Annotated in this window: 18 protein-coding genes; 5 read left to right on the plus strand and 13 right to left on the minus strand. The window is 66.6% G+C overall.

The window, feature by feature from the left end; translation table 11 throughout:
* Position 1: 1 nt before the first annotated feature.
* From ACZ5R1_RS01165 to rph, 3 genes are all read right to left on the minus strand, one after another.
* Positions 2-1300 carry a membrane protein gene (locus ACZ5R1_RS01165; protein ID WP_042135246.1) on the minus strand — a complete coding sequence of 433 codons (1299 nt, stop codon included), beginning with the start codon at positions 1298-1300 and terminating at the stop codon, positions 2-4.
* Between the two features lie 306 nt (positions 1301-1606).
* Complete coding sequence (locus tag ACZ5R1_RS01170; RefSeq protein ID WP_077171325.1) at positions 1607-1969, minus strand: DUF4870 domain-containing protein; 363 nt, start codon at positions 1967-1969, stop codon at positions 1607-1609.
* A gap of 12 nt (positions 1970-1981) precedes the next feature.
* Positions 1982-2704 carry a ribonuclease PH gene (gene rph, locus ACZ5R1_RS01175; protein WP_017639344.1) on the minus strand — a complete coding sequence of 241 codons (723 nt, stop codon included), beginning with the start codon at positions 2702-2704 and terminating at the stop codon, positions 1982-1984.
* Positions 2705-2876: 172 nt separating this feature from the next.
* On the opposite strand from rph, the gene ACZ5R1_RS01180 reads away from it, so the two are divergent.
* The 5 genes from ACZ5R1_RS01180 to ACZ5R1_RS01200 all read left to right on the plus strand — a co-directional run bounded on the left by ACZ5R1_RS01180 (position 2877) and on the right by ACZ5R1_RS01200 (position 7384).
* On the plus strand, positions 2877-3737 hold the full coding sequence (locus ACZ5R1_RS01180) for a YicC/YloC family endoribonuclease (RefSeq protein WP_007161417.1): 861 nt from the start codon (positions 2877-2879) through the stop codon (positions 3735-3737).
* A gap of 10 nt (positions 3738-3747) precedes the next feature.
* Entirely contained in the window at positions 3748-4368 is a 621-nt protein-coding gene (gmk, locus tag ACZ5R1_RS01185) for a guanylate kinase (RefSeq protein ID WP_007161416.1), read from the plus strand.
* A gap of 587 nt (positions 4369-4955) precedes the next feature.
* A complete protein-coding gene (locus ACZ5R1_RS01190) occupies positions 4956-5450 on the plus strand; it encodes a hypothetical protein (RefSeq protein ID WP_139346894.1) in 495 nt (164 codons plus the stop codon).
* Positions 5451-5462: 12 nt separating this feature from the next.
* Positions 5463-6068, plus strand: a complete 606-nt coding sequence (locus ACZ5R1_RS01195; protein ID WP_042135254.1) for a hypothetical protein — start codon at positions 5463-5465, stop codon at positions 6066-6068.
* Positions 6069-6331: 263 nt separating this feature from the next.
* The gene (locus ACZ5R1_RS01200; RefSeq protein WP_197851112.1) at positions 6332-7384 is read left to right on the plus strand and encodes a hypothetical protein; all 1053 of its coding nucleotides are present in this window, start codon (positions 6332-6334) and stop codon (positions 7382-7384) included.
* 43 nt (positions 7385-7427) lie between these two features.
* On the opposite strand, the gene ACZ5R1_RS01205 is transcribed toward ACZ5R1_RS01200, so the two are convergent.
* The 10 genes from ACZ5R1_RS01205 to ACZ5R1_RS01250 form a co-directional block, all read right to left on the minus strand.
* Positions 7428-8921, minus strand: a complete 1494-nt coding sequence (locus tag ACZ5R1_RS01205; protein ID WP_027598136.1) for an aldehyde dehydrogenase — start codon at positions 8919-8921, stop codon at positions 7428-7430.
* 103 nt (positions 8922-9024) lie between these two features.
* The gene (locus tag ACZ5R1_RS01210) at positions 9025-9636 is read right to left on the minus strand and encodes a hypothetical protein (RefSeq protein ID WP_027598137.1); all 612 of its coding nucleotides are present in this window, start codon (positions 9634-9636) and stop codon (positions 9025-9027) included.
* A gap of 80 nt (positions 9637-9716) precedes the next feature.
* Positions 9717-11087, minus strand: a complete 1371-nt coding sequence (pelG, locus tag ACZ5R1_RS01215) for an exopolysaccharide Pel transporter PelG (protein WP_007161413.1) — start codon at positions 11085-11087, stop codon at positions 9717-9719.
* A gap of 1 nt (position 11088) precedes the next feature.
* Entirely contained in the window at positions 11089-12612 is a 1524-nt protein-coding gene (gene pelF, locus ACZ5R1_RS01220; RefSeq protein ID WP_007161412.1) for a GT4 family glycosyltransferase PelF, read from the minus strand.
* On the minus strand, positions 12609-13598 hold the full coding sequence (locus ACZ5R1_RS01225; protein WP_042135258.1) for a tetratricopeptide repeat protein: 990 nt from the start codon (positions 13596-13598) through the stop codon (positions 12609-12611). The genes pelF and ACZ5R1_RS01225 overlap by 4 nt, the downstream gene beginning before the upstream one ends.
* Positions 13576-14949, minus strand: a complete 1374-nt coding sequence (locus tag ACZ5R1_RS01230; protein ID WP_007161410.1) for a PelD GGDEF domain-containing protein — start codon at positions 14947-14949, stop codon at positions 13576-13578. The genes ACZ5R1_RS01225 and ACZ5R1_RS01230 overlap by 23 nt, the downstream gene beginning before the upstream one ends.
* Positions 14949-15464 (minus strand): hypothetical protein, encoded by a 516-nt coding sequence (locus ACZ5R1_RS01235; protein ID WP_017639355.1) that lies wholly within the window; start codon positions 15462-15464, stop codon positions 14949-14951. The genes ACZ5R1_RS01230 and ACZ5R1_RS01235 overlap by 1 nt, the downstream gene beginning before the upstream one ends.
* A 22-nt stretch (positions 15465-15486) precedes the next feature.
* Positions 15487-19083 (minus strand): tetratricopeptide repeat protein, encoded by a 3597-nt coding sequence (locus ACZ5R1_RS01240; protein WP_464712767.1) that lies wholly within the window; start codon positions 19081-19083, stop codon positions 15487-15489.
* Positions 19064-21787 carry an endo alpha-1,4 polygalactosaminidase gene (locus ACZ5R1_RS01245; protein WP_464712768.1) on the minus strand — a complete coding sequence of 908 codons (2724 nt, stop codon included), beginning with the start codon at positions 21785-21787 and terminating at the stop codon, positions 19064-19066. Before ACZ5R1_RS01245 ends, ACZ5R1_RS01240 begins: the two co-directional genes overlap by 20 nt.
* Before the next feature lie 361 nt (positions 21788-22148).
* Positions 22149-23261 (minus strand): polysaccharide biosynthesis/export family protein, encoded by a 1113-nt coding sequence (locus tag ACZ5R1_RS01250; protein ID WP_027598144.1) that lies wholly within the window; start codon positions 23259-23261, stop codon positions 22149-22151.
* Positions 23262-23403: the final 142 nt, after the last annotated feature.

Below are 23403 nucleotides of genomic sequence, written 5' to 3' on the forward strand. Positions count from 1 at the left end.
GCTAGGCGTGGGGGGCCAGGGTTTCCGGTGCCGGGCGGACCAGGTGCAGGCCGGGGTCGGTCTTGGGCTTGAGCAGCAGATAGCCCAGGGTGATGCCGATGAACAGGTTGGCCACGCCGATCTCGAAGAGGTCGGTGGTCCAGCCGATCAGGCATAGACAGAAGGCGATGGCCAGCAGAGTGTGGCTTTCACGGTCGCGATTGAGGTACAGACGGATGAACAGCGGCAGCTGCAGGCAGTATAGAGCGATGCCGACCACGCCGAACACGCACCACAGATAGACCACGCTGCTGTCGCAGTTGACCATCAGGTCCAGGCCCGGCACCGGGAAGGCGGCCATGGTGCTGCCGAACATGCCGAAGCCGGCGCCGGTCAGGGTCCAGCCGGGTTCGCTCATGACCTCGACCACGTTGGGCCAGGTGTTGACCAGGCGGTCGTAGAAGGAGGCCAGGCCGCTGTCGCTGGTGACCACATGGGGATCGAAGTCGCGGATCAGGCTCAGGATCGGCAGCAGCAGGCCGCCCACCACGCCGAGCAGCAACAGCAGGTAGGTGGACCACGGGAAGCGCCGACCCAGCATCAGCATCAGGGTGAAGGCGAAGGCCGCAGCCGGGGCCTTGCTGGTGGTCAGCAGGATGCCGAACAGGCCGGTCAGGGCCATCAGCAGCCAAAGCGTGTAGGAGCGCGCGAAATAGGAGAGATAGAGGCAGTAGACGGCGATCAGGGCGGCCAGGACGTTGGACACGCGGGCGAAACCGGCGATGCGGTCGGCCTCGCCGGCCATCCAGTTGGTGTTGCCGGCGATGTCGTTGCCACCCAGGGTGTAGCTGTAGCCCTTCCAGGGGACGGAGGTGTACTTGTCCAGCAGGATGCCGATGAGCGAGGCGATCAGCAGACCCAGCACCACCCGGCCAAGCAGGCGTCGCTGCTCCAGCAGCTCGCGGCCGCAGAGCAGGCCGAATAGCAGTGGGCTGTAGACGAACAGCGAGAAGAAGACGTTGTTGATGCTGGCGCCATGCAGCAACGCCAGGGCCGCATAGGCCGGGATGCTGAGCAGGGCCACCCAGAGGATGCGCGGTAGCTTGGCGGTGGCCAGTTGCAGGGCGAAGAGCGCCAGGCAGGCGATCTTGGGCAGGTAGATCAACGCCGAGGCACCGGCCATGTCGAGGTAGTAGCGCAGGGCGCCGGAAAAGGTCTCGACGAACAGCAGCGAGATGGCGGTCCAGACCGCGAGGGTCGAATAGCGCCAGGACAAAGCCTGCTGGAACGCCGATTGCGGGGGGGCGACTACGGCCGACATGATCATCATCCCTGGGTTGATGCCGAGGCAGCGGGCCGTGGACGGCCGCTGCGCTGACGTGAAAGGCGCCAAAGCGATAACCAGCGCGAGGGCTCGCCACCTTGGCGTTGTCCCTGGGCTGGATGAGGTCTGCAAGCGAAAGGCAGGCACGCTACCGCCCATGGCGGTCAGGAACGGCCACGGGCGACAGGTGGAAAAAGGTACGACGCGGGGATGATAGCGGAGGGCTTCCGGCGCCTGTCAAACGGCGCCGGGCCGACCGGAAATCCTCAACGCGGATATCAGAAGCAGGCCACAAAAAGCCCGCTATTTCACCATCCGCCAGGTCAGGGGATAGCGGTAATCGCGGCCCTGGTTGGCCTTGATGCCGGCGATCACCGTCAGCACGAAGGCCACGCAGGCCACCAGCAGCATCAGCGGAAAGCCGATCAGCACCCACACCAGCAGCCAGCAGATCATGTGCAGCAGGGTGACGGTGAGCTGGAAGTTCAGCGCCTCCTTGCCCTGGCTGTCGATGAAGGGGTCGTCCTCGCGCTTGAACTGCCAGACCACCAGCGGACCTATGACGTTACCGATGAAGGGCACCACGAAGCCCAGGAAGGCGGCGTAGTGGCAGAGCATGGCCCAGCGCCGGGCTTCGGCGCTGGGGGCGGGGACGAGATCGTGCATGAGCGGGCTTCCTTACTCGCCGCGCAGGGCGGCTTGCTGGAGCTCGAACAGGTCGCGCAGGCCACCCTGGGCCAGTTCGAGCATGGCGTTGAGTTCGGCCGGCTGGAAGGGCGCGCCTTCGGCGGTGCCCTGCACCTCGATGAAGCCACCGGCGTCGGTCATGATCACGTTGAGATCGGTCTCGGCGGCGGAGTCTTCCAGGTAGTCCAGGTCGAGCACCGGGGTGCCCTGGTAGATGCCCACGGAGATGGCGGCCACCATCTGCTTGAGCGGATTGCCCTTGAGGTTGCCGCGGCGCTTGAGCGCGCCCAGGGCATCGACCAGGGCCACGCAGGCACCGGTCACCGAGGCGGTGCGGGTACCGCCGTCGGCCTGGATCACGTCGCAGTCGATATAGATGGTGTTCTCGCCCAGCTTGGACAGGTCGACGGCGGCGCGCAGCGAACGACCGATCAGCCGCTGGATCTCCAGGGTCCGACCGCCCTGCTTGCCCTTGGCTGCTTCCCGCTGGTTCCGCTCGCCGGTCGCGCGCGGCAGCATGCCGTACTCGGCGGTGAGCCAGCCCTGGCCCTTGCCCTTGAGAAAGCGCGGCACCCCGGCCTCGACGCTGGCGGTACAGATCACCTTGGTATCGCCGAATTCCACCAGGACCGAACCCTCGGCGTGCTTGGTGTACTGACGGGTGATGCGGATGGGGCGCAGCTGATCGGCGGCGCGGCCACTGGGACGCTTCATTGCGGGCTTCCTGTAAGGCGTAGATATCAGGTCCATAGTATAGGGAGCGTCCGGCTCATGCGACACGGATGCATTGGGTCGCTCCGATCAGGTGCGCTAGAATCGTGCGTTTTACATGCGTGGTCGCTCGGGATCGCCCCAGATCCACGCATCGTCAGACGAGGATCCTGCCATGGTGCACAGCATGACGGCGTTCGCCCGGGTCGAGCGGCCGGGGCCCCAGGGCACCCTGAGCTGGGAGTTGCGCTCGGTCAATCACCGCTATCTGGAGCCCCACCTGCGGCTGCCGGAGACCTTTCGCGATCTGGAGTCCGGCGTGCGCGAGGCGCTGCGCCGGCGCCTGTCGCGGGGCAAGCTGGAGTGCGTGCTGCGCGAAGAGCGTGACGAGAGCGTGGCTCTGCGCGTCGATGCCCGCCGCGCCGCGCAGCTGGTGGCCGCCGCCGAAGACGTCGCCGCGCTGATCGCGCGTCCGGCCAAGCTCGATCCCCTGGCCGTGCTGGCCTGGCCCGGGGTGCTGGCGGGCGCCGAGGTGGATGGCGCCGAACTCAAGGCCCAGACCCTGGCGCTGTTCGAGGCGGCGCTGGATGAATTGCTCGACGGCCGGCAGCGCGAGGGCCGCGAACTGGCGCGCCTGATCGAGGAACGCCTGGACCAGGTGCTGGCGGAGGTGGCGACCCTGCGCGCGCTGCTGCCCGAGCTGCTGGCCCTGCAACGGCGCCGTATCCTCGAGCGCTGCGCCGAGGCGGGGGTCGAGTTCGAACCGGCGCGGCTGGAGCAGGAACTGGTGCTGCTGGCGCAGAAGAGCGACGTGGCCGAGGAACTGGATCGTCTGGAGACCCATGTGGCCGAGGTGCGGCGGGTCCTGGCGGGCAGCGGCGCGGCCGGCCGGCGGCTGGATTTCCTCATGCAGGAACTCAATCGCGAGGCCAATACCCTGGGTTCCAAGGCCATCGACGCCCGGGCCTCCCAGGCGGCCATCAATCTCAAGGTGCTCATCGAACAGATGCGTGAGCAAGTGCAGAACATCGAATAGGCGGACCTTCATGACAGCCCTTCCCGGCACCCTTTACATCGTTTCCGCGCCTTCCGGCGCCGGTAAGACCAGCCTGGTCAAGGCCCTGCTGGATGCCCTGCCCGACATCCGCGTGTCGGTCTCCCACACCACCCGCGCCATGCGCCCGGGTGAAGCCGACGGGGTGAACTATCACTTCGTCGATTGCGCGACCTTTACCAACCTGCTCGAACACGGCGACTTCCTCGAGCACGCCGAGGTGTTCGGCAACTACTATGGCACCTCCCAGGCCGCCCTGGAGCGCACCCTCGCCGAAGGCCACGACCTGATCCTGGAAATCGACTGGCAGGGCGCCCAGCAGGTCCGTCGCAAGCTGCCCCACGCCCAGTCGATCTTCATCCTGCCGCCGAGCCAGGCCGCCCTGCGCCAGCGCCTGGACAATCGCGGCCAGGACAGCGCCGAGATCATCGAAAGACGCATGCGCGAGGCGGTCAGCGAGATGAGTCACTATGTCGAATACGACTACCTGATCATCAACGACGACTTCGCCAGCGCCCTGGAAGACCTCAAGTCGATCTTCCGCACCCGCCAGCTGCGCCTGGATCGTCAGCAGCGCCGCCACGACGATCTGCTGGTGGATCTGCTGGGCTGATACCTGCCTCGCGGCCCGCGCCTTCAGCGCGCGGGCTGTCCGCTCCCCGCGTCGCCGCCGCAGGACGTCCGGCGCCCTTCCAAAGCCATGAAATATCTCGTTACATTTTTCTGGGCCTTGGCTTGGGCGGCTGGCGCCTGTCGATGTTTTGGCAGTCGCGCTATTTATCTGGTTTTACACAAAAAATATTGATCATCGGCTGACGGTTATTGGCTCTGCTTTAATGTAAGGCCGCTTTTTATATGCTTATTTAAAAGCATTAAAACAGCGACTTTCTACCTGCTTTCGCCTGCTCGCCATTCGTTACTATTTGTTTAAAGAAACTTTGGCTAGGCTTTTTCCGGACGACTAGCGAAGTTGCCCGTGGGCTAAAGGCGGGCATTTAGCTATCAAGGTCGTTGCTGTTAGCGGTTGTCTGATTACCTGAGCACTGTCAGGGAAACAATTATCGGAACTGACTTCGGTAAAGGGTTTCCTGCTGTCCGCTAGAACTGCCAGATCCGCGTAGTTGAGCATTTCGCGGGAGATTTCGGTATTTCAGTGGGACTTTCATTTTTGACATGACTGTCGTAACAGGAGCGTTCGATATGAAATTAAAACCTGTGGCCACGCTGATGTTGGCAACGCTGTTGGGTACTACCGCCCAGGCAGCAGAGTCTTTGAGTACGGGTCCTTACTTGCGGCTCAAGGTGCTGGGCAATACCGGATTCGTCCTCAATAGATTGAAGGCGGAAGACACCAAGATCGTCACGGGTGGTGAATACGACTATCTGGTGGTCGGGCCCAATGTGCAGGTCGACGGCAACGTCAAGAAGGAGATCAACGACGCCCTTGATCAAGGCAAACGCGTGATCTTCGACAATCAACCCGGTCAGCACCTCGCCAGTGAGAACGCGGCCCTGGCGCTGGGCATGACCGTCGAGGCGGATGCCCTGATGGTGAAGAAGCCAGAGAAGGACACTGGCCTGCTGATAACCCCCGTCGATCGGCCCACGCGCGCCGATGCCCTGTCCGCGAGCAAGGCCCAGAGCAACAAGCAGGATCAGGCGAGCAACACCATCGAAAACGTCTTCGGACTTTGAGGGACCAAAGTTATGAATACCTTTGCGAAATCCACCCTGGTTGGTGCGCTCGGCTTCCTGCTGTCGACCGGTCTGGTGCAGGCCGGCGAGTGCTTCACCGACCACACCGAGCCCGCCATCCTGGGTGACGGTTCCCGGGCCTTCGCCACCCAGCAGGCAGGCAAGACCTGGGAGGACTGGATCTGGCGCGGGCCGATCTTCCGCTGCTCGACCAGAGGAACCATCGACTGCACCTACACCTGGGGCGAGACCAAGACCTCCAGCTACGGCTGGTCGGTAGGGGTCAAGATCAATCCGGAGAAGCTGCCCTTCATCGGCAAATACCTGAGCATCCTCGGCGTCGATGGCAGCTACAAGCAGGATCGCACGATGAGTACCGCCTTCACCTGGGGCGTGAGGATAGAGCCGGGCTACAAGGCGCAACCCATTCAGGTGGTGGAGCGACGCTGGAAAAGCGGCAAGTTCCGCGGCGCCTGGGTCCGCACCGGCAGTTGTTCGCGCGGCATCGGCAACCCACCCGGGATGCACTGGTACGACTGGGATTCCAAGCGGGTGATCAGCAGCTGGAGCGGTAGCGTGGAGGTGAGCAGATACGCCACCTACCACGTCTATCGCTAGGCCTGCGCCCGCGCCAAGGCCGGGTCATGGCGCCCCGGCCTTGGCCGTCGCGGTGGCTGCTGGTCGAGTACCCAGGCAGTCCGCCGCCAACGCTCGTCAAAACCGCTCTTTGGATGGATGGCGATGGGGGCCCGGCTGATCACACTCAGCACGGGCCGTCCGTGCGCGACGCCCTCCTTGCAGTACGGTCGATTCCGCCATCTCGCCGGGGTCGCGGCTAGTCGTCCTGTCCTCGGTAGATTCCACTGGAGCGGAAGACCGTCATGAAGACCCCTACCTTGCTGGCGGCGCTGCTCGCTGGCCTTGCAGCGCCGGCATTCGCCGTCGAGCAGAGCATCACCCTGACTCAGACCGGTAATGACAACCAGGCCACCCTGAACCAGAGCGGTGGTCGCGCCAATAGCGTTGAGCAACTGCAAAGCGGCGATGACAATCGCACGACCCTCGAACAGCGCCAGGCCTTCGGCGCCCAGGCGCGGATCGCGCAGACGTCCAGCGGCAATGGGCTGCAGATTTTCCAGGAAGGCAGTAATCAGCAGATCGTCGTGACCCAACTGGAAAACGGCAACCACTACGCCGAGATCACCCAAACCGGCGGTGGCGCGGGCAACGGCCTGGAGCTGGAGCAGCGCGGCAATGCGGCATCGGCCTACCTGAGCCAGGCGGGCGATCTCAATGTGTACAGCGTGCGCCAGGCGGGCTTCGGCGGCAACGACCTGCGGGCGACCAGCACCGGCGATGGCAATCGGGTGACCGTGGAGCAACGCGGCGGCGGCCTGGCAGAGGCGGTGCAGACCGGCAACAACAACGCGGCGCAGCTGACGCAAAGCGTGTCTTTCGCCGGTGGGCGGGCCACGCTGCGTCAGCAGGGCAACGGCAATCAGGTGCAGGCCGAGCAGGAAACCAGTCGCTACAGCAGCGCCCTGGCGCTGAGCCAGGGCGGCGATGGTAACCAGGCCCAGTTGTCACAACGCGCTGGCTTCAGCGACATCACCTTCACCCAGCAGGGCAACGCCAACGAACTGAGCGCCACCCAGACCGGCTTGGAAGCCCGAATCGCCGGCATCAGCGCAGGCGATGCCAACCAGGCGACCTTCGTTCAGAGCGGCGTGCGGGTGGAGGCGGAGATCCAGCAGCAAGGCAATGGCAACCTGGCGTCCATTACCCAGGACACGGTGCCGGACAGCTTCAGCGGCGCCAGTGCCTTCATCGGCCAGACCGGCGACTCCAACTCGGCGATGATCGACCAGGTCGGTTCCACGGCGCGCATCACGCAGAGCGGCTTCGGTAACCAGGCGACGATCTACCAGCGCTGAAGGGAGACGGGCTGACCCCGACCGGGATCAGCCTGCCGATGGCTTACAGCTTGATCCAGGTCGCCTTGAGCTCGGTGTACTTGTCGAAGGCGTGCAGGGACTTGTCGCGACCGTTGCCGGACTGCTTGAAGCCGCCGAAGGGCGCGGTCATGTCGCCGCCGTCGTACTGGTTGACCCAGACGCTGCCGGCGCGCAGGGCGCGGGCGGTCTTGTGGGCCTTGGAGATGTCGCGGGTCCAGACCGCGGCGGCCAGGCCGTATTGGGTGTCGTTGGCGATCTGCACGGCTTCTTCGGCGGTGTCGAAGGTGATCACCGAGAGCACCGGGCCGAAGATCTCTTCGCGGGCGATCTTCATAGCGTTGCTCACGCCGTCGAAGATGGTCGGCTCGACATAGACGCCACCGGTCTCTTCCAGGGTGCGCTTGCCACCGGCCACCAGGGTGGCGCCTTCGGCATGGCCGGCTTCGATGTAGCGCAGCACGGTGTCCAGCTGGGTGGTGTCCACCAGGGCGCCGACGTTGGTCTCGGGGTCCAGTGCATGGCCAGGCTTCCAGCCCTTGAGGGCCTCGACCACCAGCGGCAGGAATTCTTCCTTGATGGAGCGCTCCACCAGCAGGCGCGAACCGGCGGTGCAGACCTCGCCCTGGTTGAAGGCGATACCGCTGGCGGCGGCCGCGGCGGCGTCCTTGAGGTCGGGGGCATCGGCGAAGACGATGTTGGGGCTCTTGCCGCCGGCTTCCAGCCAGACGCGCTTCATGTTGGATTCGCCGGAATAGGCCAGCAGCTGCTTGGCGACCCGGGTGGAACCTGTGAAGACGATGGTGTCGACGTCCGCATGCAGGCCCAGGGCCTTGCCGACGGTATGGCCGTAACCCGGCAGCACGTTGAACACCCCGGCGGGGATACCCGCCTGCTGGGCCAGCTGGGCGACGCGGATGGCGGTCAGCGGCGACTTTTCCGAGGGCTTGAGCACCACCGAGTTGCCGGTGGCGAGCGCCGGGCCGAGTTTCCAGCAGGCCATCATCAACGGGAAATTCCAGGGCACCACGGCGGCGACCACGCCGACCGGCTCGCGGGTGACCAGGCCGAGCTGGTCATGGGGCGTGGGCGCGACCTCGTCGTAGAGCTTGTCGATGGCCTCGGCGCTCCAGCGGATGGCGTTGGCCGAGGCCGGCACGTCGATGGTGAGGGAGTCGGCGATGGGCTTGCCCATGTCCAGGGTTTCCAGCAGCGCCAGCTCTTCGGCGTTGGCCAGCAGCAGGTCGGCGAAGCGGATCAGCACGCGCTTGCGCTGGGCCGGCGCCAGGTGCGCCCAGGTACCCTTCTGGAAGGCGGCGCGGGCGGCAGCCACGGCCAGGTCGGCATCGGCGGCGTCACAGCTGGCGACCTTGGCGAGGAAACGTCCGTCCACCGGACTCAGGCAGTCGAAGGTGGCGCCGGCGGTGGCGTCGACATAGGCGCCGTCGATGAAGGCGCGACCTTCCAGGGTGAGACCTTGGAAGCGCTGCTCCCACTCGGCGCGGCTGGGCAAGCTCATGGGTGACTCCTCGCTAATGGCGGTGAGCAGCCACCCTAAACCGGCCCGGAAGGGTTATCAATATATTTGACACTCGGCCGCCAAAGGCGCCGAAACGTGCGTTTTATCGAACGCTGCGCTGGCGTTGACGACTCAGGGTCAGGGCCGGGCGGGTCGTGGTCAGGGCGCCACGCCGTTGCCGCGGCTGGAAGCACTGCTGGGTGAGCGGCGCCTCGACGCTGGCGTCCAGGTCATCCAGCCAGCCCTCCACGGCGTCTTCCAGGGCGGCGACAGTGAGCTGCCCCAGGACCTGGTGGGCGATGAGATTGCCCAGGCTGGGCGCCGCTGGCGCGCGGGTGGCGCCCCACCAGGCGGCCAGGCGCTCCTGGAGGCCTTCGAGCAGGCGATGGAGGCGATAGGCCGCGGCCAGCAGGGCCAGGCTGGCCGAGGGTGCCTGGGCCAGCGCCGCCGGGGCGAAGCCGGCCAGGGCGCGTTCCAGCACCCCGGTCAGGGGCGCCTCGAAGGCCACCGCCCGCGCCTGCAGCAGCAGGGCTTCGAGGGCATCGGGCACCTTGTCGACATAGGCGCTGGCGAAGCGCTCCAGGGCCGGGCCGCGGGTGGCGTCGGCGCTGGCGGTACGCGCCGCCTGGTCGGCAAAGGTGCGGCTGGCCTCGCCACTGTCCCGAGCGCGCCCCTGGGTGGTCTGGATCACGAGGCGCAAGGCGGCGGTATTCATGGCAGGGTCCTGCAGGGATGAGCTGTGTTGGACGCCTCCAGAGGGAGCGGGTCACACCGTTCGTCCGGTGCCGGCGGCCTTCAGTGCCGGAGCATGAAGGTGTCGTATTCCAGGTCGTCCAGCACCCGGTCCAGGCGGTGCAGACCCAGCAGCACGCAACAGGCCAGGGAGACGGTGAAGCCGTAGCCGAAGAAGCTCGGACCCAGCTCGATGCTGAGCAGGGTCAGCGCCAGGTTGAGGCCGAGAAACAGGGTGCAGAGCATCAGCACGGTGTCGCGCCGGTCCAGGTAGAAGAAGACGTTGAGCAGCGCCATGAACACCACCTGGATGCTCACCCCTACCACGTCGATGTAGAACAGCGGTAGGTAGTAGTGCGACATGCCGAGCCAGGCCAGCAGTTGGGGCGCCAGCAGGAACACCAGCACCAGGGTCAGGCCCTGGACCTTGCAGATCTCCAGCAGCCCCTGGCGGATGGCCAGGATCATCTGCTCCTTGAGCTGGCTGATGTGCTGCAGAGTCTCGCCGCCGCGCACGGCGTTGAACACCCGCTCGTACCACTCGGCGAAGTCGGTCTCGATGCGCACCAGGAACACCGCCATGCCGGGGATGATGGCCAGGTAGGCGAGAAAGATCGGCAGGTCGTAGAGGATGGAGGCGCGCAGCGGACCGATGACGGCATCGGAGGTCAGCGGATTGAACCAGAAGACGAATTTGTCGACCCAGATGCCTAGGTTGTAGAACAGCCCGGTGACCAGCAGGCTGATGAAGATCTGCTTGCGGTCGAGGAAGTCGAAGGCCACCAGACGCTCGGCCGGGTATTCGCGGATGATGTCGTAGAGAAACATGAACAGCAGGGCGGCGTGGCCCAGCAGCAGCGCCATCAGCAGACCGTCCATGCCGAGGAAGCGCAGCACGAAGGCGGCGGCGATCATGATGGCGTAGCCCAGCGTCATCACCACCAGGATGCGGTTGTAGGCCTTCATCCCCGATAGGAAGATGATCACCAGCCAGAGATCGCAGAGGGTGACGAAGTTGGCCAGCACCAGCAGCCGGTAGGCGAAGGGCTGATCGAACAGGGTGGCCAGCAGCAGGAAACCCAGGCCGCCGGCGACCAGCGTGACCAGGAGCAGGATGCCCACCAGATTGGGCAGGATGCTGGTCTGTTTCTCCTCGAACAGCCGGTCCGAGACGAAGCGGGTGAAATACAGCTGCAGGCCGCCGGTGAGGATCAGCGAGCTGGCCATGAGGTAGGTCACCGTGACCAGGAACTGGCGGATCAGCACGCTGGGGGTGACGATGCCGGTGGCCAGCACGCCGATCAGCATGACGCTGATGATCGACAGCACCCAGGGGCCGGAACTGATCAGGCCGGCATAGACATAGGCGCGCAGGGTGGCGGTGTAGGAGTCGCGCGCGAGGATCTTGCGCAGTTCGAAGCCGATGCCGGCCATGTCAGACGACCCTCCCGATGGCGTCCTGGTAGAGCTCGCGATAGCGTTCCAGCATCAGCGGCTCGGTGTAGTAGCGATTGACCCGGGCGAGGCCGGTGCGCTGCGCGGCCTGCCAGCGACCGGGATTGCGCAGCAGGGCGAGGATGGCGCGGGCGGTGGCCTGGGGATCGGCGATGGCGACCACGCTGCCGCCGGTGCCCAGGGCGCGGTCCTCGGGGATGGAACCCTCGATCAGCTCGCGGCAGGAGCCCACGTCGCTGCTCACCACCGGCACCCCGGCGGCCCAGCCTTCGAGGATCACCAGCGGCTGGGCCTCGCTGATGGAGGTCAGCACCATGAGGCCTAGCTTGGGCAGGATGTCGCCGATCTTCTGGAAGCCGAGGAATTTCACCTTGCCCTCCAGGCCCAGGCTGGTGACCAGGCTGTGGCATTCGGCGGCGTATTCCTCGTCTTCGTCTTCCGGGCCGACCACCCACGCCTCGGCCTCGGGCATGGCGCTGATCACCCCGCGCATGGCGCGGATGAAGGTCTTGACGTCCTTGATCGGCACCACCCGGCCGAGCAGCCCGACCACCGGCGGCACCCCTTCCGGGCGGCGCTCCAGGGCGTCCTGCCACTGGGTGAGGCTGATGCCGTTGGGGATCACCCGGCAGCGCGCGGGATCGGCGCCATCCTGGATCTGCCGGCGGCGGTTGCCGTCATAGAGCGAGATGATCGGATCGGCGGCCTTGTAGGTGAGCAGGCCGATGCGCTCGAAGAAGCGGATCCACAGCCGGCGGATGTAGCTGACGTCCACGTCCAGCCCGGTGCGCAGGGCTTCGTCGGGGCCTTCGGCGATCCACTTGGCCTGGGCCAGGTCGATCTTGCGTTCCTTGGTGTAGATGCCGTGCTCGCTGAGCAGGAAGTTGCAGCCCCAGCGCCGCTGCAGGATGGCGCCGAGCATGCCGGCGTAACCGGTGGAGATGGAGTGGATCATCCGCGGACGCGGCAGGCGGCGCGCGGCCTCGGCCAGCATCAGCAAGGGCGCCTGCATGGCGCGCAGGGTCCAGAGGTAGTCGACGAAGGAGGGGTCGGTGCAATAGCGCTCGTAGCCCTCGGTGATGGCCTCCCAGCTGGCGCGGCTGTACATGAAGTCGTCCAGGGTCACGCTGCCCTGGGCGAAGGCGTCCACCAGGGCATCGCCCTGGGCGGCGCTGGGTTCGTCGGGGTGGTGCAGGAAGGCGTGCAGGTCGCGCAGCAGCTGCACCGGCGCCTGGCGTCTTGGACTGATGGGCGCCGCCTTGGGCACCCAGGACCCGGCGAGAAAGTGTTCCTCGATGTGCACCACGTTGGGCGGGATGGCGTAGTGGCGCTTCTCGTAGTTCTCGCGCTGGCCGCCGATGAAGAACACCGAGAAGGTCAGCTCCGGCAGGCCGAGGATCAACTGGTTGACCCAGCTCGACACCCCGCCGCGCACATAGGGCCAGGTGCCCTCCAAGAGCAGGCAGACATCGGGGGTGACGGTCGCGGCGGGGGCGTCTTTCATAACCAGTACTTCACCAGGGCGGCGAACGGCGGCCGCTTCTTCAGATCCGCCGGCAGGCTGTCGAGCAGCGCCGGGATGACCGCGTAATCGCGGCGCAGAAAGGCGATTTCGGCGCGAAAGGGCGCCAGTTGCGCCAGGGGTACGCCCGCCGCTTCAGCGTCCTGGAAGAATTCCAGGGCGCGCTCGGGCTCGCCCTGCTCCAGGGCGATGCGGCCGGCGAGGATGCGCAATTCTTCATTTTCTTCCCCGGCCAGGGCCAATTCGATGTGTTCGCGGGCCTGGCCGAGCACGTGACGCAGGACGCTGCCCTGGGCCAGACCCAGATAGGCCAGTTCCCAGTAGCCGCGGGCCAGGGTGCCGTGCAGCGCCGGCTGGCGCTCGGCGGGGGTGCTGGCCAGTTCGCCGAGCTGGGTCTCGATGCGCTGGTTGATCTGGCTTTCCTGCTGGTCGAGCATCGAATAGGCGAGCAGCCGCACGTCGTCGGCCGGATCGCGCAGGGCCAGCTTGAGGATGGGGATGGCGTCGCGCCCGGGCATGCGGCGAGTGGCGAAGAGCGCGGTCAGGCGCTTGTCGGTGCTGGGCGCGTGGCGCAGGACGTCCTGCAGGCCGCCGTCGCTGAACAGCATCTCCTCGCGCCGTTCCAGCGGGCGGAACGGCAGATTGGGCACGCTGCGCGCCTCCCAGGCGATCTCGCGGTGTTTGCGCGGCAGATAGAGTGCCGGAAACACCGCGGCGATCACCCCGGCCGCGCCCAGCAGCGGAATGAAGAAGGCCAGGGCAAAGAGAAACAGCGGACTCCAGGGCAGCGGGCGCTGGTAGCGCCGGGGCAGCAGCAGCCAGGCGCCCCCTGCCAGCAGGGCGCTGCCGGCGGCATGAGCGGCGGCGAAGGCCAGGGCCGCCGCCGCCACCGGCAGGTTGGCAAACAGCAGCGCCCAGCTGCTGGCCTCGAAGGCGAAGGCGCCGCTAAACAGCCACTTGCTGTTCATGTAGGCCACACTCGTTGAACAGGAAGACGCGCAGCTCCTGGGCGCGGGTCTTGGGCAGCAGCTCGTGCTCATGGCTGCGCACGCCCAGGCTTTCCAGGGTGCTGTCCTGGCCATGGCGCTCGGCCAGCAGCTGGCGCAGCCGGCGGCGATAGCCTTCCAGGCCGTCGGAGGAGGTCAGCGGCAGCAGGACCAGCAGGCAGGGGTGACCGGCCTGATTGGTCAGGCGCAGTTGCAGGTCGAGGCCGCGGCGACTGCCTTCCAGCAGCGCCAGGGCCCGCTCGCCACCGTCGGCCTCGGTCATCTCGAAGCAGAACAGGCAGGCGGGCAGGGCGTGCTGCTGGGCGTCGCGCAGCGAGCGCTTGAGGTGCTGGGAGAATTGCTGGGCGTCATCGTCGGCCAGGGCCAGCGCCTGGGGATCGCTGCCCAGCAGGTCGGCGATGTGGCCGGCGAGGATGGTCAGCAGGTTGAGGGTGCGTTCGTTGAAGGAAAAGAACGGCATCTGCTCGATGGCCAGTACCGCCAGCAGCCGCTCCTCGGTGTCCAGCAGAGGCACGCAGGCCTGTAGCGCCGAATGCTGGGTCTCGCCGCGTTCCAGCAGCGCCTGGCGGATGCTCAGGGTCTCGCCGCGCTCCAGGGTCAGGCGCACCAGCAGGTCGTCGGGATCGATGCCGGGCATCTCGCCCTGGCTGGCGAGGGCGCGACGATCCACCCGGCCGTTGCCGTCGACCCGGTACAGCCCCGCTACCCGCAGCGAACCGTACTGGGTCAGCAGGCCGACGATGGGTTCGGCCAGGGCCTGCAGGGCATCCTGCTCGCGCGGCACCTCGCGCAGCTGGCGACGCAGGTCCAGCAGGGAGCTGCGCAGGCTGAGATCGTTGCCGGCGACGCGCTGCTCCAGGCGATCGTGGGAGATGCGCAGCAGGTGGTGGGCGCGGGTGAATTCATCCAGCCGTAGCTGGCGATAGTCGTTGGCCAGGTCCAGCCGTTCCAGGCGCCGATCCCAGAGGTCGCGGAATTCGCCCACCAGCATGGCGCAGAGCAACACGCCGACGATAAAGGACGGCGGGATCTCCTCGTAGGCCGGATAGCCCTGGCGGTGCAGGTAGAGCAGGGCCACAACCAAGAGGCTGGCACTCACCAGGCCGCGCATGAAGCCATAGCGCACGCCCATGAGGATGGGCGCGAACACCACCCAGGGAAAGGCCAGGCCGACCATCAGGGGATCTTCCGGCACCAGCCAGAAGCCCAGCCCCAGGGCGGCCGCCGTGACCAGCAGGGTTTCCAGCCAGGACAGGCGGCCACTGGCGCGGGGCGCCAGGGTGTAGTCCTTGTGGACGGATTGCAGGGCCATCAGCGCAGCTGCAGCTCTTGCGCGGTGCCGCGCAGGACCTTTTGCGCGGTGGCGGCCAGGCTCTCGCGCGACCAGCCGGAGCGGGCGCCGCTGTTGCTCCAGACCACCCGGCCGCTGGCCGGCTCGACCACCTGCAGGGTCACGCCCACCGCCGGTTCGCCGTCCAGGCCGTTCTTGTATTGCCACTCGTCGACGCTGCCGGTGAGCACGTATTGCAGATTCTGTTGCCGCGCCCAGTCCAGGGCCGCGCGCTGGCGGGCCTTCTCGTCGTCGGTGGGATTGCCGCCCTGGCTGTCGTCATAGACCTGCGGACGGATGCCGCGCTCGCCGAGCACGCTGACCAGGATCTGCGCCGCGCGATCGCCGGCCATGGGCGCCTGGGCATAGTTGGCCAGGGGCACCAGGCCCCAGCGGGCATCCTTGGGCAGGGCTTCGCCACTGGGTCGGGTAAAGCTCGAGCAGCCGGCCAGGAGCACGGTGGCGACACTGGCGACGAGCAGACGCGTGATGTTCATGAGGTCTCTCCCTTGAAGCGGCCTAGCGACCGATTCGATTGCTGTATTGAATGCCCAGGGTGCTGCCGGCCTGACCGCCGCTGCCCTGGGGCGCGGACTGGTAGCCGGCGGTGAACGCCAGTTCGTCGTCGCCGAGCACTACCATGCCCAGGCCGACATTCAAACCGTAGTTGAATTCGCGCTCGGTCCACTGCCAGCCGACCAGGGTGTCCACCAGCCAGCTGTATTGGGGATGGGTGCGGTTGAGCGAACCGGGAATGCCGCGTCGCCAGCTGCTGCCGACATAGAGCTGGCCATAGCGATCCTGCAACAGCTGGGTGCCGCCCAGGGCTTCCAGGTCGGCCACGGTGACCTCGCCGTTCTCGCCACTGCCGGCCAGCGGCTGCAGGTAGCGGGTGACGCTGGCGGGCAGGGTGCTGCGCGCACTGTTCTGCTGATAGGTGATGCCACTGCGCACCTGCCAGGTGGGACCTTCGAAGAAGATCATGTGGCTCAGCTCCAGGTTGAAGGCGAAGCCGCTGCCCAGGGCATCGCCGTCCCGACTGGAATAGCGATTGTGCGCCGCTCGCCAGCTCAGCTGGTCGCGTGGCGTGAGGTTGTGGCGCCCGGCCAGGCTGACGCTGTCCCGCCGGCCGAGGGCGCGCAGATAGCCGCTCTCGTCGGGTTGCCGGTGCCAGTCCAGGGCCGCCTCGATCTCGGTGTTGCCATCGATACGCCAGGTGCGGGCGACGCCCAGGCCCAGGCGATTGCTGTCCGAACGCTGGCTGGCGTCGACGGTGGTTTCCAGACCGCCATCGGCCAGGTTCTTCAGCACCTTGAGCAGCATCTGGTGTTCGTTGCCCAGGGCATCGGACTTGAGGCCGCTGCTCTCCACGCGATTCTGCTTGAGCTGGACATCGGCATAGATGTCATCGCTGAGTCGCCGGGCGGCGCGCACCTCGGTGCCCTGTTCGATCAGACCGCCATAGTCGCGGCGTTCCCAGCCGGCCTGGACGCCGTTGGGGGTGCGCTCGGCCTGCTCGGTGGCCTGGCGCAGCAACTGTCGCTGGATGACCTCCGGCGGCTCGTCGCCGGCGGCCGTCAGGGCCGCGGCCTGGGCGTCGCCGGCATGGCCGAGGCGCTGCAGCACCTCGACGCGCTGCGCCGGATCCAGATCGCCGGCCGCCAGCAGCTTTTCCAGCTCGCCGCGATTCTGCCGGCGCAGGACTTCCTGCAACTGCTCGTACTGGCGCACCTTCAGACCACGGCTCTTGGCCCAGGCCAGCCATTCGCCCTTGAGGCCGTCGTCGTTGTTCTGGCTGAGTGCGTCGAGCCACTGATCGAACCAGAGTTGCAGCATGCTCGGCGAGCCATCCTGCCAGGCACGCGCCTGGGCCAGCGCCGCCTGGGGACCGCGCAGGCTGGAGAGCAGACGCAGGTAGGTGGCATAGCGCTCGGGGGTGGCCGGCACCTCGTCGTTGGCCAGGTGCGGCGTGACGGCCTTGCGCAGCCGCAGCGCCGCGTCCTGGTGACCGGCGGCGTCCAGGGCGTCGGCGTAGGCGGCCTGCACCAGCCAGTCCTGGGGATGGGCGTCCAGGTAGCGGCGATACCAGCCAAGCGCCTCTTCCGCCTGGCCCAGCAGCACCAGGCCGCTGCCGAAGGGTAGCCAGAGCACGTCGCTGTCCCGGGCCCGGCCCTTCCAGTCGCGCAGCAGGGTGGCCAGTTCGGTCTGGCGATTCTGATCGATGAGCAGCCACAGCAGCCGTTCGCGGAAGCGGTCGTCATCCGGAAAGCGCTGCAGGGCCTGGCGATAGCCCTCTTCGGCCTGGGCGATGCGCCCGCGCTGGAAGTCCAGCCCCGAGCGCGCCAGCCAGACCGCGGGATTGTCGGCCGAAGCCGGCTCGCGCGCGGCACTGGCCAGCAGCCGCTCCAGCGCCGCGGTGTCCTTGAGTTGCTCGGCCCATTGCAGGGCGTCGGTCAGGCGCTTCTGGTTCTTGCTCTTTTCCCAGCTCTTTTCCAGCAAGGCCAGGGCCTTGCGCGGCGCCGTGCGCAGATAGATCGCCAGCAGTCGATCCTCGTCGTTGGCGGTCAGGCCCTTGTCGATCGTGGCCAGGCGTTCGAAGGCCAGCTGGGCTTCGCCGTCGCGCTCCAGCTCCCAGGCCAGCTCCGCCCGCAGCCGCCAGTAGTCGACGCCCTGCCGCTGCTTGGCCGGCATGCCCTCGAGCACCTTCCAGGCTTCTTCGGGCTTGAACAGCTCCCACAGGGTGCCGGCCCAAGTCAGATACTCCGCGTTGGTCAGCGGGAATCTCTTGCCGAACGCGGCCCAGCCTGCGGCTTCGGCGTCGCCCTGCTCGGTACGGGCCAGCAGCTGCTGCAGCCGCTCCCAGGCCAGGCGCTGCTTCGGCTGACGCCGGATGTAGTCCCGCAGCCAGCGCTCCTCGGCGGCGGGATCGCCCAGGGATTCGTAGGCGAAGATCAGCGCATCCAGTTCGGTCTTGTCCAGCTGCCGTTGCCGCGACGCCTCGGCCAGCAACTCGACCACGGCATCGAAGCGAAACGCCCGCGCGGCCAGCTTCCAGGCATGATCGCGCCGTTCCGGATCGTCCTGGCGCGCCAGCAGGCGCAACCAGAGGTCGAGGGCTTCGTCCATATGCCCGGTCCACTCGCCCAGCTGGGCCAGTTCCGCGAGCAGTTTTTCATCGTCCGGACGCAGCGCCAGCAGCTGATGACCCTCTTCCCAGGCACGTTCGGTGTCGCCTCGGCCCAGGGCCAGCCGGTACGCGGCCTCCAGGGCGGCCGGGTCGTCCGGCTGCCACTCGCGCCAGCGATCGATCAGGCGCTGGGCCAGGTCCAGGCGCCCGCTGCCCTGGGCGGCGGCCACCCCGGCCTGCAGCCAGGCCAGACCACTGGCATCGGCCTGCAGCCGCGGCAGTTCCTGTTCCAGCAGGGCGGCGGCCTCGGCGCCCTGGCCGGCGGCAAGCCAGGCATCGAAGGCCTGGTGCCGGTAGCCCTGGCGTTGCTCGACCGAATCGGCGAGATCGGCCAGGCGCAGATAGAGGCGGGCGGCCTCCTGCTGCCGCCCGCCGGCCAGACTCCAGCGCGCTGCCTGTTCCAGCCATTGCTGGCGCCGGGGCGGATCGCGGCGCGCCAGTTCGACATAACGCTGCGCCGCCGTGGCCGGATCGCCCAGTTGCAGGGCGCGCTCGGCGACCCGTTGCAGCTGGGGCGTGCTCAGGGTCGCCACGTCCAGGGCGCTCAGCTGTTGGGCCAGGCGCTCGCGCTCGGCATCGGCCAGGCCTTGCGGCTGGGCTTCAGCCTGCAGGATGTCCAGCTCCAGGGCATAGAAGGGCGTCGACGCCAGCGGTTTCGGCAGCAGCTGCAATTGCCGCCGCGCCTCGTCGATGCGCCCGAGGGCGATCAGCTGGTCGATCAGCTTCATGCGCAGCCCGGTGTCGTCCGGGGTCGCCTTGAGCAGCACCTGGGCGTAGCTGATGGACACCTGGTCGGCCGGCTCCTCGCCGGGCAGGAAGACCTGCTTGCCATGAAAGGTCAGCACCAGCACCAGTGCGGTGAGGAGCGCGACCCCCAGCAGCGTCCAACCACTCAGGAGCCGGGTTTTCTTAGCCGCAGACGATCTCACCGTCACTCACTCGTGTTAGCGGAAGTTTGAACGTCTGGAGTCCGGCCGCAGCCGGCTGGCTCTTGTAGCGCTCGCGACCGACCCGCACCTCGCAGGCCGAGGACGCGCGCAGGGTCAGCTCCAGCGGGAATTGTCCGGCGAAGGCGAAGCGGATGCGCGTCGGCGACAGGTAGTCCCACTGCTGCAGCGGAATGTTGGCCTCTTCGAGGGCGGGGGTGGGGTCGCGGCTGTCACGCAGGACCAGCCGCGCCTGAGCGCCGGCCAGGTGGACATAACGCCCCTGCGGCAGGTCGCGGACCCCAGCGATGCCCCTGGAGCGCTGCAGATCCGGCCAACCCAGGCGCGGATCCAGGCGCAGGGTACGCAGACCGTCGAGGGCCTTGATCGACCAGCTGCCGTCGTCTTCCCGGGCGAGACTGGCGGTATAGAAGCCGCGCAGGCGACTCAGGTAGTCGCTCATCCACAGCGAAATGGGATGTTCGGCGGCCATGCCCTGGTAGATCTCTTCCATGACCTTGAGCGACGCCTGCTTGGTGGCCGAGTAGAAGTGGTAATAGAGATGCAGGCCGCGCAGACGCAAGGGGTGCTCGGTCCGTTCGAAGGTATAGAGCAGATCGCGAAAGCCGTAGTAGGGACCGCGCCAGAGATTGGTGTAAACGTTCTCGTTGATGATGGGCGCATAGAACTGCAGGCCGCCCGGGGTGGGGCGGATGAAGGGATAGAGTCCGCTCACCGAAGGCTGCGACCGGATGATGTGCGAGTTGCCGCCGTTCACGTTGAGCAGGCCATTGTCGTAGGCGAGCTTGAGGGTGGCGGCATCCGGCTGGGCGTCCCCGGACCAGAACACCATCTTCACCGGCTTCTGCGGGGTGGTCAGGCGCTCGTTGATATAGCGGGTCGAACCCACGATCTCCCGGGTGAAATCCACCTTGTCGTAGCCGGGAATCTGCATCATGTAGCCGTACTGGGCTTCGAAGTTCTCGCTCTGCTCGGCCACCGCCGGTTGCCAGAAGAACGGGTGGCTGAAGGTGTGGGTGGCCACCTCCACCTTGGGATCGGCGAACAGGCGACGGGCGATGGGCTCCAGTTGCGCGGTCAGCTCCGGATAGCGGCCCTTGGGGCCGACCTCGCCTTCGATGATCGACGCCGAGGTCAGAAAGGGATGCGGCTGGATGAACTGCTCCAGCACCACCTGGCCGGAAAAGGGCGCACCGGGAATCTCCGCCTTGGAGGCGAAGGCGTCGCCGTCGATGTGCACGGTGGCGATGCGTCGACCGTTCTCCGTGGTCGGATCGGGTACCGGCAGGGGTGGCAGTTGCAGGGTCTTCGCGGTGAAGGCGAAGGGATCGATGATCCAGCGACTGGCTTCGGGACCGTCTTCCATGACATAGGGGCCGAAGGCGAAGCCGCCCCAGGAGGCCACGCCCATGGGCACGAAGGTGCCGCCCGGACCGCTCAGGCTGACCACCGGGGTCGGCCCACCGGGCAGCGTCTGCACGGCGGGCAGGTCACGCGTGCGCAACTTGACCGGTGCTTCGAAGTTGCCGGCCAGGGCAGGGTCCAGCACCTTGAGGGTCAGGCCGTCGGGCAGCGGCTTGCGACTGACGCCCAGACCCAGGCGCTTGAGCAGGGCCTCGTTGTCCAGCGGCAGGCCACCGAGAATCAGCAGCGGCGTCTTTTCGTCCAGGCGCTGGCCGATCCAGTCGCTGAATTCCCGGGAATGAGGGGGCGGACCGCTGGTCATCCACACCACGACCCCGGCGTAGAGAGCACTGGGCCAGGCCGCGGGCAGCGGCTTGGAGGCATCGAAATAGTCCAGGCGATAGCCCTGATACTCCAGGGCACTGCCCAGGAAACGGTGCACCGCCGACTGGCGCAGGGCGCCTTCGCGGCCGTCGTAGAGCAGCGCCAGCCGCCGTGGCTGCAGGGCCACCGAGCTGATGCCCAGGGTATTGAGATCGGGCGTGGTGATATAGGGCACATAGCCTTCGTCGCGCAGCCGCCTGGCCAGGCGCCGGGCTTCCTCACGCTGCTCCGGCGGCAGGTACTCGATGGCGATGACCGGGATACCGGCACTGCGCGCCGCCTCGATCCGCGGCTTCAGCCACTCGCGGTCTTGCTCGCTGACGGGACGATAGGTCTTCTTGCCGGCATCCCAGCCGGCGTAGAGGGATTCCACCGCCATGGCGGCAGCCACCCCGGGCAATTCCGGTTGCACCTCGAAGCCACGGTTGAAGAACAGCTTGAGCGCTGGCTGGCGGCGGTGCAGCTCGGCCAGCAGGCTCTTCAGCGCCAGGCGCTGGGTTTCCCGCTGGTCTTCGGCCACCAGCTGGAAACTGTCGAGGGTGTCGAGGAACAGCCCCGTGTAACCGGCTTTGGCCAGCTGGGCGGCGCGTTCGAGCAGGTGGGTTCGCCATACCGGCGCTGCCAGGTTCATCACCTGGCTGCCCCAGGCCTTGTTGGCCACCGGGCTTGCACCCGCGCTGAGACCGGCCTTCTCCAGCGCCGCCGCATCGCCGGCGAATTCGCCGATGGACAGGTAGGCGAAGGGCTGGGCACCGCCGTCGTGCAGCGCGCGGACATCGGCGGCATTGGCATGGCCGGGTTCGAGCACCACCCAGTCGAACTGGGCGAGTTCGGCCACCGGCGGCTTTTCCGCATACCAGAAGGCCACGCTGGCGGGCGCGGCCAGGGCCGTCCCCATGAGGGACAGGGAGCCCAGCAGCCATACCGTCAGCCGGCGCCACCAACCGAAGCGGGACCCTGCTCTAATTGCCTTGCCTGACGCCACACCCAGTCCTTAAACGTGCCCAACTTCGGTATCAGGTTAGCTACATTACGCAAAAGCGTGACGAAAAACTGCCTGCGCCAAGCCGAGCGGCAGCAATTACCGGGTTAATAGGTATCGAAATAATTAATCGTCTGCTGGAAAGCCTGTCTAGGCAGCGGGTTTCAGACGTGTGGGCGAGGAGGTGTAGCGCGGGAAGGCAGGAGGGGTGTCGCGGAACATCAGAGGAATTGCCGTCATGCGCGGCGGTAACCGGCATGACGGCAAGCGAGCGCTGTTACTTGAAGCTGCTGTTCAGGTTGGCGCTGGTGGAGAGGATGTTGGTCGAGCCCAGCAGCTGGCTGACGAAGCGGTTCCAGCGGGTGATACCGGCCGGGCCGACGAAGACCACGTCCTGCGGCTGCAGATGGAAGTTCTGCGCCAGCACATAGGCGGTGGGATTCTTGGCCGCCAGGTGGAAGACCTGGGCGGTGGCACCCGGGGCCTTCAGGTCTTCCGGGCCACGGATGACGTAGACGGCATCGGCGTTGGCGGTTTCCTGCTGGATGCCGCCGGCCTGGCTCAGGGCTTCCATCAGGTTCAGGTTGGTGATCTTGTAGCTGACCGCTGCCGGAGCGCGGACTTCACCGACCACATAGACCTTGCGGGCATCGTTGTAGGGCAGGTGCAGGCTGTCGCCGTCCTTCAGGTAGATGCCGTACAGCTTGGAATCCTTGCGGTTCAGGCTGTCGGTGTCCAGGCGGTATTCCTTGCCGTCACGCACCAGGGTCACGCCGGTCAGATCAGCGCCACCGCTGTTGGCCACGCCGGCCTGACCCAGGGCTTCCACCAGGGTGATGGGCTTGGTGGTCAGGGGAATGGCATCGCCCTTGTTCACGGCGCCGGAGATGGTGACCTTCTGGCTGCCGAACTTCAGCACGCTGACGTCGACCTGGGGATTGTCGATGAAGGTGGCCAGACGACGGGAGATATCGGTACGGATCTCTTCCAGGGTCTTGCCGGCGGCGCGCACGGTGCCGACGTAGGGGTAGAACAGGGTGCCATCCGGACGCACCAGGCGACCGTTGGCTTCCAGCTGCTGCTGGGCGCCGGACGGAGCGGTCAGTTCGGGGTGATCCCAGACGGTGATGTAGAGCAGGTCGCTCGCACCGACGCGGTAAGCCTGCGGCTTGTAGTCCAGCAGGGGCTTGAGGTCGGGAGCCTTGGACAGGGCCGCGGAATCCTGGCTCATCAGCAGCGAGCTGGTGATCGGGATCAGCTGGACCTTGGTGCCCTGGATGCTCGGATCGCTTTTCAGGTCGTCCTGATCCAGGTACTGACCCGGGGAGTAGGCACAACCCTGCAGGACGATGCCAGACAGCAAGGCCAGAGCGGTAAATTTGGTTTTCATGTCATTCGTCCTTGATTGCTGATTGAGTGTGAGCAAGAGGAATAAATCGGAAGGTAGAAGCAACGAGCCGGTTATTCATGGTGTTCCTTCGCGAGACATAACGGTCCTCGACAGGGGACTGGATTCCATGCGGCCAGCCTAT

This window comes from Pseudomonas sp. Pso3, from assembly GCF_055393275.1.

Excerpts from the sequence above, each read along its gene's own strand:
- ACZ5R1_RS01165 (WP_042135246.1), bottom strand. The coding sequence starts at position 1,300 with ATGTCGGCCGTAGTCGCCCCCCCGCAATCGGCGTTCCAGCAGGCTTTG.
- ACZ5R1_RS01170 (WP_077171325.1), bottom strand. The coding sequence starts at position 1,969 with ATGCACGATCTCGTCCCCGCCCCCAGCGCCGAAGCCCGGCGCTGGGCC.
- rph (WP_017639344.1), bottom strand. The coding sequence starts at position 2,704 with ATGAAGCGTCCCAGTGGCCGCGCCGCCGATCAGCTGCGCCCCATCCGC.
- ACZ5R1_RS01180 (WP_007161417.1), top strand. The coding sequence starts at position 2,877 with ATGGTGCACAGCATGACGGCGTTCGCCCGGGTCGAGCGGCCGGGGCCC.
- gmk (WP_007161416.1), top strand. The coding sequence starts at position 3,748 with ATGACAGCCCTTCCCGGCACCCTTTACATCGTTTCCGCGCCTTCCGGC.
- ACZ5R1_RS01190 (WP_139346894.1), top strand. The coding sequence starts at position 4,956 with ATGAAATTAAAACCTGTGGCCACGCTGATGTTGGCAACGCTGTTGGGT.
- ACZ5R1_RS01195 (WP_042135254.1), top strand. The coding sequence starts at position 5,463 with ATGAATACCTTTGCGAAATCCACCCTGGTTGGTGCGCTCGGCTTCCTG.
- ACZ5R1_RS01200 (WP_197851112.1), top strand. The coding sequence starts at position 6,332 with ATGAAGACCCCTACCTTGCTGGCGGCGCTGCTCGCTGGCCTTGCAGCG.
- ACZ5R1_RS01205 (WP_027598136.1), bottom strand. The coding sequence starts at position 8,921 with ATGAGCTTGCCCAGCCGCGCCGAGTGGGAGCAGCGCTTCCAAGGTCTC.
- ACZ5R1_RS01210 (WP_027598137.1), bottom strand. The coding sequence starts at position 9,636 with ATGAATACCGCCGCCTTGCGCCTCGTGATCCAGACCACCCAGGGGCGC.
- pelG (WP_007161413.1), bottom strand. The coding sequence starts at position 11,087 with ATGGCCGGCATCGGCTTCGAACTGCGCAAGATCCTCGCGCGCGACTCC.
- pelF (WP_007161412.1), bottom strand. The coding sequence starts at position 12,612 with ATGAAAGACGCCCCCGCCGCGACCGTCACCCCCGATGTCTGCCTGCTC.
- ACZ5R1_RS01225 (WP_042135258.1), bottom strand. The coding sequence starts at position 13,598 with ATGAACAGCAAGTGGCTGTTTAGCGGCGCCTTCGCCTTCGAGGCCAGC.
- ACZ5R1_RS01230 (WP_007161410.1), bottom strand. The coding sequence starts at position 14,949 with ATGGCCCTGCAATCCGTCCACAAGGACTACACCCTGGCGCCCCGCGCC.
- ACZ5R1_RS01235 (WP_017639355.1), bottom strand. The coding sequence starts at position 15,464 with ATGAACATCACGCGTCTGCTCGTCGCCAGTGTCGCCACCGTGCTCCTG.
- ACZ5R1_RS01245 (WP_464712768.1), bottom strand. The coding sequence starts at position 21,787 with ATGGGGACGGCCCTGGCCGCGCCCGCCAGCGTGGCCTTCTGGTATGCG.
- ACZ5R1_RS01250 (WP_027598144.1), bottom strand. The coding sequence starts at position 23,261 with ATGAAAACCAAATTTACCGCTCTGGCCTTGCTGTCTGGCATCGTCCTG.